Source organism: Mammaliicoccus sp. RAM2, assembly GCF_045897195.1.
Taxonomy (GTDB): Bacteria; Bacillota; Bacilli; order Staphylococcales; family Staphylococcaceae; genus Mammaliicoccus; species Mammaliicoccus sciuri.
Genome location: NZ_JBJNWI010000008.1, coordinates 158,059 through 166,825, shown reverse-complemented (window position 1 = coordinate 166,825; position 8,767 = coordinate 158,059). Strand labels below are relative to the sequence as shown.

Sequence of the window (8,767 nt, the reverse complement as noted above, 5' to 3'; positions counted from 1 at the left end):
ATCAGAGTCATTGAGCACGAGTGAATCATTGAGCACGAGTGAATCATTAAGTACGAGTGAATCATTAAGTACGAGCGAATCATTAAGTACATCAGAGTCATTGAGCACAAGTGAGTCATTGAGCACGAGTGAATCATTAAGCACAAGCGAGTCATTAAGTGAAAGTGAGTCGATCAGCGAAAGTGAATCACTAAGTACGAGTGAATCATTAAGTACATCAGAGTCATTGAGCACGAGTGAATCATTGAGCACGAGTGAATCATTAAGTACAAGTGAGTCATTGAGCACGAGTGAATCATTAAGTACAAGTGAGTCATTGAGCACGAGTGAATCACTAAGCACAAGCGAATCATTAAGTACGAGCGAATCATTGAGTACCAGCGAGTCATTGAGCACGAGTGAATCATTGAGCACGAGTGAATCATTAAGTACGAGCGAATCATTGAGCACAAGTGAGTCATTGAGTACAAGCGAATCATTAAGCACAAGTGAGTCATTGAGTACAAGCGAATCATTAACTACAAGTGAGTCATTGAGCACGAGTGAATCACTAAGCACAAGCGAATCATTGAGTACAAGTGAAAGTAATGTAATAGGTAAGGATAAATTACCAGATACTGGTGAAGCTGAAGACCGTGCAGGTTTAACGAGTGGATTACTTGCTACTATTGGTGGTGTATTATTATATAGAAGTAGAAGAAAAAAGAGTCATGATAATAAGTCATCGTAATTAAAAGCATCATATCAATAAGCTAAGAGTTTTCTCTTAGCTTGTTTTTAATATATTTGAAAATTGTAAGATTGTTGAAAATAAATTGAGGAGGTAGTTTATGGATAAATATGAAGAATTAGAAGAAATTAATAAAGATATTGAAGAAGACTTACTTCGATTTAAACAATCTGGAAAGCAATCTATTGAAAAGAAACAATTTTTATCTTTAAAATTTCTAGGGACTTTTATGATTGCAAGCTTTATGTTATTTAGTATTTTTAGAGTATTTATTTAATAAATCTTATATGAAATAAGGAGCTTTGTATGACAATTTATAATATTAATTATGGTATTGGTTGGGCAAGTAGTGGAGTTGAATATGCACAATTATATAGAGCTAAGATGTTAAGGGAACAAAGTGAGGTTTTGAAGTTTGTATTTTTAGACTTTTTTGCACATGAAAATTTGCAGACTTTGACTAGTCATTTAGGCTTTTTTGATGATGAAATTATTTGGCTTTATCAATATTTTACTGACATAAAAATTGCACCAACTTTTTATACTGTGAATAACTTGATTAAAACACTTGATATGGACATAACTCATCAAGTAGAAGAAAACAAGACTATTAAACTATTTAATGACATAGATAATACTTATATCGTTTGCTATTTAAAGGAACAAGGTAAGCCATTTATTGATCGCGCTGAATTTGTATCAAGAGGTAAATTAATTAGGAAAGACTATTATTCTTATACAAGAATTTTTTCTGAGTATTATGCTCCACATGAGAAAAAAGCAAAAATATATATGAGACAATTCTATAATGAAGATGGAACCATTGCTTTTAATGAATATATTAATGATAGTAGTGAATTGTATATATTTAATGATAAAATCCTATATTCTAAACAAGAATTTGTTGCTTATTTTATGGAATCACTGAGATTATCTCCCGAAGATATTGTGATTATTGATCGTTCTAAAGGATTGGCACAACCTATTATTCAAAATAAAGGTGAATCCAAGTTAGGTATAGTTATTCATGCAGAACATTATAATGAAGCTTCAACTTCAGAAGAAAATATTTTATGGAATAATCATTATGAATACGTGTTTACAAATAGTAAGGAGATTGATTTTTATATAGCTGCAACAGATCGACAAAAAGATTTGTTAATGACACAGTTAAAAAAGTATAATCATGTTAATCCAATAATATACACTATCCCAGTAGGTAGTATTGATAATACTATAAAGCCAATAAGTAGAAGGCCAAATTCTATTATTACAGCTTCAAGATTAGCTTCTGAGAAGCATATAGACTGGTTGATTAACGCAGTAGTTATTGTCAAAAAATCAATAGACTCAATTGAATTTGATATTTATGGTGAAGGGGGTCAAAGAAATACGTTACAAAAAATTATTGAAGAAAATGATGCATGTGACTATATATCTCTTTTAGGACATGTAGATTTAAAAAATGTGTATTCAAAATATGAGTTGTTTTTATCTGGCTCAACTAGCGAAGGGTTTGGATTAACTCTAATGGAAGCGATTGGTTCAGGATTAGGAATGATTGGTTTTAAAGTTGAATATGGTAATACAACTTTTATAAGTGATGATAAAAACGGATATTTAATACCAATAAATATAAATAATCATTCTGAGAAACAAATCGTTGATAGCTTAGCTAATTCAATTATAAAATTTTTTGAAAGTGATCGAGCTTCTTATCATCAACATTCTTATGAGATTGCTGAAACTTATAAAACACAAAATATTAAATACAGATGGTTTAATTTAATAGAGGAGGTGCTATATGATTAACCTTTTTGAATCATTCGATACTAAAGTAAAAGTTCTATATAATACATTTGAAAATGTTGAGATTGATAATGAAACTATTGTGATTGAAGAAGATGGATTCCTACCTCCAAATATACTAACACCTTATCAATTTTTTGCATGTAATCAAAATCAGTTAACAGAGGCATTGTTTTTTAACCAAATTAGTATTCCACAATTTTGGGAAATAGAAGGTAATAATAACTCAGCAGAAGTTAAAAACATGGGTGTAATAAAAGGGCGAATTATATATAAAAAGAATTTTGGTTTTAGAATAGTCGAACGTGTAGAATGGCTAAATAAACATAGCAAAACTCAAGTAATAGACTACTATAATAAGAATGGTCTAAAGTATGCTCAATTAATAGTAGATGATAATCAACGTAGAATCATCAAACGTTGGTTCAATGATAAGAAACAAGAAATTATTACAGAGAATTTTATAACGAATGATATTATTTTAAAATGGCAAGAGAAAGAATATATATTTCATTCAAAAGTGCAGTTTGTTATTTTTTTCTTAAAAGTAGCTAATATTCCGATGGATAGTTTCTTAATTAATTCTTTATCTATTCCATGTGCAGTATTACATGATTTGAAGGTTGAAGGAAATGATTATTTGTTTTGGCAAGAGAAATCGAATGGTAGTTTACCTGGAAATATGAAGTTGATGTTGTCTAAAAAATTGCGGGGCTGTCGAGTGATTATACCTAACGAAAATGAATTTAATAGTTTAATTTCACTAATTGATGAGGAACATAAAACTCAAATGTTGAAATCGGGTTATGTATATAAATTTTTAGGTCAAAATCACTATACAAAGAATGTATTAACATTAACAAACTCTGATCAAATTCCAAATTTAGAAGAAATAGTTAATAACCTCCCACATTATCAATTTCATATTGTGGCATTAACTGAGATGTCACAAAAATTAATGGAATTAAACAGTTATGCCAATGTATCGCTATTTCCCAATTCTCCAAAAGAACAGATTACTTCTTTATATGAAAAGTGCGATATATATTTAGATATTAATAAAGGGAATGAGATTTTAGATGCGGTTAAATCAGCTTTTGAATATCGGTTATTAATTTTAGGATATATAGAAACACAACATAATGACAATTATGTTGCTACAGAAAATCAGTTTTCTTTAGAAAAATATACTGATCTAATACAACTTTTAAAGAATATGGAGAATAATATAGTAATAAGAAATGAAATGTTAGAATATCAATTAAATCAAGCAGGATCAATAAATAAATTGAGTTTTATGAATTGTTTCTTAAAATGATTATTTAACTATTGAGTTTCTTCATAACTTCAATATAACTAAGTTCATATAAATATCATACTTTATATTTTTTGGGAGTTTTTAAATTTATTTCAGTACTTTCTTATCTTTCTGATTGATTATAGAAGTGAATTCCCCATTTATAGAGTTCCTTTACTAGAGGTTCTAAAGACTTTCCTAGTTCTGTAAGTTTATACTCTACCTTTGGAGGCATAACTGGATAAACTGTTCGAATTATAAGTTTGTCATTTTCTAATTCCTTCAACTGATTAATTAAAACTCGTTGATGTGCATTAGGTATAAATTTTTCAATTTGGTTTAAACGGAGTGGTTCGTTATGTAATAATTCCCATACAATCATGAGTTTCCATTTTCCACCAATAACATTTAGAGCTAGTTCTTTTTCACAGTTAAAACTTTGATTATTAAACTCTATCAATTAAATCATTCCTCCTATTGATAATACTGCTAAATAATACACTATATCAATTATTTAGCGGTATTTACTTATTACTACGTTAGAGTTATATTGTATCAAAAGGAGGTCATTATATGAATAAATTATTTATAAATGGTCAATTTGTAGAAAGTAAGTCTACAAAACAATTAGAAGTTATTAATCCAGTTACAGAAGAGGTAATCGATACAATTACTTTAGCAAATGAAGAAGATACTAAGTCTGCAATAAATGGCGCAAAAGAAGCCCAATTAAAATGGGAGAAAGTTAATATTGTAAAAAGAGCTAAAATTGTTCAAGAGTTAGTTCAACAATTAGAAAAAAACAAGAGTGAATTAGCTGAAATTTATGTTGAAGAACAAGGTAAACCACTATATGCAGCTATAGGTGAAATAGAAAAGTCTATTGATTATATTAACTATATGTGTAGTTTAGCTAGAAAAAATAATGGAGAAGTTTTACAAAGTGAAGTAGAGAATGAAAGAATTATATTAACTAAAAAACCAGTAGGTACTACGGCTGGTATTATTCCATGGAACGCACCTATTTTCGTTTTAATGAGAAAACTAATACCTGCTTTAGTAACTGGATGCTCTATTGTTATTAAACCAAGTGAAGAAACACCATTTGGTGCCTTTAAAATTGCTGAATACATCCAAAATACTGAAATTCCGAATGGATTAGTTCAGATTATAACAGGAACTGGGGCAGAAGTTGGAAACTTATTATCACAAAGTGAAAATATTGATCTTGTTTCAATTACAGGTAGTACGGGGGCAGGTAAATCAGTTATGAAAAGTGCCGCAAATAATGTAAAAGGTGTGAACTTAGAACTTGGTGGTAAAGCGCCTGCCATTGTGACCAAAAATGCTGATATTGAAAAAGCAGCTAATTATATTGTACAAGCAAGAATTAATAACAGTGGGCAAGTGTGTACATGTCCAGAAAGAATTTATGTAGATAAAACTATTTTTGATGAGTTTTTATCAGTAGTTAAAGATAAGATGAATAAAATTAAAGTAGGAAACCCTTACGATGAAGATACTACAATGGGGGCTATTATCAATAAAAAACAATTAAACTCTATAAATAAAAAAGTACAAGATGCTATAATAGAAGGTGCCACTGTCGAATTAGGTGGACATATTATGGATAGAAAAGGATTTTTCTATGAACCAACTATTTTAACTAATATTTCTAAAGACTCTATAGTTATGAAAGAAGAAATTTTTGGTCCTGTATTACCAGTTGTAAGCTTTGATAGCTTTAATTTAGTTCTAGATGAAGCAAACAACTCTAATTATGGACTAGCTTCTTATATATTTACAGAGAATCTAAAAGAAGCTATGTTAGCTAGTGAAAGATTAAAATTTGGAGAAGTTTATGTTAACTGTGAGGCTGAAGAAGCTATCGTGGGTTATCATGCAGGATGGCGTCAATCTGGTCTTGGTGGAGCAGATGGTATAAATGGTTTTGAAGAATATTTAAATACAACTGTAACATATATCCGTTATGAGTAGTTTGAGAGCTTTATTAGTATGATCACAACTGTTATAAATCAATGTTTAATATTATTAGTGTTTCTCCTCATTGGATTCCTATGCAGTAGAAAGTATTGGATTCATGAGAGTCATATAAGCAGTTTATCGAATTTATTAACTAATATTGTATTACCTGCAGCTATATTAACTAGTTTTAATGTTAACATAGATTCATATAATTTCGATTTTTTTGTAACAACAATTTTAATAAGCCTATTCTTAGTAGCTTTTCCTTTTTTCCTTTCTAAATTGCTTGTTTCCTTTACAAGTATGGAAATGGGCCTTAAAAAAGTATGGATTGGCTGTTGCACATACTCAAATATATTATTTATAGGTATCCCTATTATAGGTATACTATATGGTGAAAAAGGCTTATTTATATTAGTTATTTATAATACAATATCAAATTTATTTTTATTTACCTTAGGTATTAAACTATATAAAAATGATGTTGATTTCAAATCTATTTCTTTATCATTGTTAAGTCCGGCTCTTTTAGCATCTTTTTTTGGAATATTATTTCTTATATTAGGGTTCTCACTTCCTAATACATTGGCTACTGCAATAAGAGAGTTAGGTAATATGACAGCACCTTTATCTATGATTATTACTGGTGCTTTATTTGGACTAATTAATATCAAAAAGTTCATAGCTTCTAAAAATATCTATATATTTTGTTTTGTACGGCTTATTGTGATACCCAGTCTTGTATTTATAATTTTAAGTCCATTGATAACAGATAAATTAATTTTAGGTGTTATGGTTCTATCGGCAGGTATGCCTGCTGGTGCTACTAATACATCATTGGCAACTATATATTCTGATAAAGGTCCGGAAACCTCTCAATATGTTGTTATGTCTTCGCTGTTATGCATAGTTACATTACCAATTTTAATGTATATTATAGTGTAAATTTTATTCCTTTATTATTTGCCCTATCACTTTGTGTGGTGGGGTTATTTTTATATCAAAAAAGGTTAATTAATATAAAACTGACAAATTTTTGGAAAAATCATTGCTTTTCTTATTAATAAAGTATATTCTAATTGAGAAAGGTTTTCATTTGAGGGAGGGTAAGGATATGAAAAAATTTATAGTTTTCGCACTAAGTTTGGTCCTATTTTTAGCTGCTTGTGGAAGTAATGAGGGTAAAGAAAAGTCTGACGAAACAAAATCTGACTCTACTTCTAATACTAAAACATTTAAACAAGATGATGGTAAAAAAGTTAAGATACCTAAAGAGCCAAAGAGAATAGTTGTTTTACATCCTACATACATAGGTGCATTAGTTGAATTTGGCCACAAACCGGTTGGTGTATTAGATTTTGTTAAACAAAATAAAACTTTGGATGAAGCAACTAAAGGTGCTACAAGGGTTGGGCAAGAAAATATAGAACAAATTGCTAAAACTAAGCCTGATTTAATTATTACAACTAAAGAAGATAAAAATGCTAAAAAGTTAAAAAAAATAGCTGCTACAGTTCAACTAGACTCTATGAATTCTGATTATAAAGAAGTTACTAAAGAATTAGGTAGTATTGTAAACGAGCAAGATAAAGCTGATAAATGGGTTAAAGATTGGGAAGAGAAATTAGAGCAAGATAAAAAAGATTTAGGAAATAAAGTAGATGGTAAAACTATAACAGTAATTCAATCTTCTCCGAAGGGCCTTATGGCATTTGGTAAAAGTTTAGGAAGAGGGACTGAAATAATTTATGATGGTTATGGCATGAGTATGCCAGAAAAACTAGATAAGAAAATAAAAAATGAATACAGTATGCCTATTTCAGAGGAAGAGTTGACTGAATATACGGGAGATTATATTATTCTAGCAACGATGGGTGAAACACCACAATTTACAAAAACTAATAATTGGAAAAATTTAAAAGCTGTAAAAGAAGGGCATGTTATTACTTTAGATGCTTCAAATACCGCTTATAATGATCCTATCTCACTAGAAAAGCAAAGAGAAATTATTTTAAAGCAACTTAAAGATATGAAAAAATTTTAAATGCATAATTTTACTAGTTTAATTATAAATGGTATAATTTGTATAGTTTAAATTTACTATCTCCGTTTTAGATTTGATTTAAACTAGTATTTAATAACTCTTTTTTGCACCTTGCTAATAAGCAAGGTGTTAATTTTAGAGATATTATTTTTGCGTTAATAAAATTACTGTGAATAATTGTGTTAATAAATACATTATAGTGTATTTAAACTACAGGGATTTGATGAACACCCATTTTATCTATCCGTGAAAACTAAAATTTCTATTTTTCCACCCTAATCTATCTCTGATAACAAGGGTGGTTTTTTGTTGGAGATTTTAGGTGGAGTAATAGAAATTTATGACTTTTTGTATATAAGTTTAGAAAAAAGATGCTTTTTAATCATTATAGACTTGAACTATATCTATCTTATAAAGAGAGTATACGTGCAATTAGAAATGAAATTATAAAGAATAGATCTGAATTTAGGTAAAAAATACACTTAAAGAAAAATCTTCTAAAAATATATAAAATATTTATATCTATTGCAAGCTTTATAAACCGCATCATCGATCGATAAGCAGAAAGTTATCACAAATAAAACAAAAAATAGATTCTATTATATTAAAATGAAATGCAGATGTAATTAATATTGAAAAAGCACTGCTAGAATGAAATTCACTTATAAGTGAACAACTTGTAAATTGCTTAATAGATATTAAAAACGGTAAAATTTTAGTAGTCATATAATGAATATATTCTTAAAAGTCTTTAAAAATATACTAAATTTAGGTCAAAGACCACGACAAATAATGTCGTGGTCTTTTTTGGAATGATGGGGATTCATATACTCATATACTAAACTATGACTAGCTCGATTATTAAAATATTAATCATAGCCACTCTCTTTAATGACTGCTC

8 protein-coding genes are annotated in these 8,767 nt (G+C 28.9%); 7 read left to right on the top strand and 1 reads right to left on the bottom strand.

What is annotated here, in order from left to right; all coding sequences use genetic code 11:
- From ACJTHF_RS12390 to gtfB, 4 genes are all read left to right on the top strand, one after another.
- A partial coding sequence (locus tag ACJTHF_RS12390) for an LPXTG cell wall anchor domain-containing protein (RefSeq protein ID WP_407812627.1) occupies positions 1-730 on the top strand: 730 nt, incomplete at its 5' end.
- Positions 731-830: 100 nt separating this feature from the next.
- A complete protein-coding gene (locus ACJTHF_RS12385) occupies positions 831-1,007 on the top strand; it encodes a hypothetical protein (RefSeq protein ID WP_167401692.1) in 177 nt (58 codons plus the stop codon).
- 29 nt (positions 1,008-1,036) lie between these two features.
- Positions 1,037-2,542, top strand: coding sequence for an accessory Sec system glycosyltransferase GtfA (gene gtfA / locus ACJTHF_RS12380; protein WP_407812626.1), 1,506 nt, complete (start codon positions 1,037-1,039; stop codon positions 2,540-2,542).
- On the top strand, positions 2,535-3,857 hold the full coding sequence (gene gtfB / locus ACJTHF_RS12375; protein WP_048540328.1) for an accessory Sec system glycosylation chaperone GtfB: 1,323 nt from the start codon (positions 2,535-2,537) through the stop codon (positions 3,855-3,857). The genes gtfA and gtfB overlap by 8 nt, the downstream gene beginning before the upstream one ends.
- Positions 3,858-3,960: 103 nt before the next feature.
- Here gtfB and ACJTHF_RS12370 read toward each other — a convergent pair whose 3' ends face one another.
- Entirely contained in the window at positions 3,961-4,296 is a 336-nt protein-coding gene (locus ACJTHF_RS12370) for a winged helix-turn-helix transcriptional regulator (RefSeq protein ID WP_048540329.1), read from the bottom strand.
- Positions 4,297-4,409: 113 nt separating this feature from the next.
- On the opposite strand from ACJTHF_RS12370, the gene aldA reads away from it, so the two are divergent.
- The 3 genes from aldA (at position 4,410) to ACJTHF_RS12355 (ending at position 7,866) form a co-directional block, all read left to right on the top strand.
- Positions 4,410-5,834 carry an aldehyde dehydrogenase gene (gene aldA, locus ACJTHF_RS12365; protein WP_107617244.1) on the top strand — a complete coding sequence of 475 codons (1,425 nt, stop codon included), beginning with the start codon at positions 4,410-4,412 and terminating at the stop codon, positions 5,832-5,834.
- Between the two features lie 18 nt (positions 5,835-5,852).
- On the top strand, positions 5,853-6,767 hold the full coding sequence (locus ACJTHF_RS12360) for an AEC family transporter (RefSeq protein WP_107617245.1): 915 nt from the start codon (positions 5,853-5,855) through the stop codon (positions 6,765-6,767).
- Between the two features lie 169 nt (positions 6,768-6,936).
- Positions 6,937-7,866, top strand: a complete 930-nt coding sequence (locus ACJTHF_RS12355; RefSeq protein ID WP_107617246.1) for an ABC transporter substrate-binding protein — start codon at positions 6,937-6,939, stop codon at positions 7,864-7,866.
- Positions 7,867-8,767 lie beyond the last annotated feature (901 nt).

Excerpts from the sequence above, each read along its gene's own strand:
- ACJTHF_RS12385 (WP_167401692.1), top strand. The coding sequence starts at position 831 with ATGGATAAATATGAAGAATTAGAAGAAATTAATAAAGATATTGAAGAA.
- gtfA (WP_407812626.1), top strand. The coding sequence starts at position 1,037 with ATGACAATTTATAATATTAATTATGGTATTGGTTGGGCAAGTAGTGGA.
- gtfB (WP_048540328.1), top strand. The coding sequence starts at position 2,535 with ATGATTAACCTTTTTGAATCATTCGATACTAAAGTAAAAGTTCTATAT.
- aldA (WP_107617244.1), top strand. The coding sequence starts at position 4,410 with ATGAATAAATTATTTATAAATGGTCAATTTGTAGAAAGTAAGTCTACA.
- ACJTHF_RS12360 (WP_107617245.1), top strand. The coding sequence starts at position 5,853 with ATGATCACAACTGTTATAAATCAATGTTTAATATTATTAGTGTTTCTC.
- ACJTHF_RS12355 (WP_107617246.1), top strand. The coding sequence starts at position 6,937 with ATGAAAAAATTTATAGTTTTCGCACTAAGTTTGGTCCTATTTTTAGCT.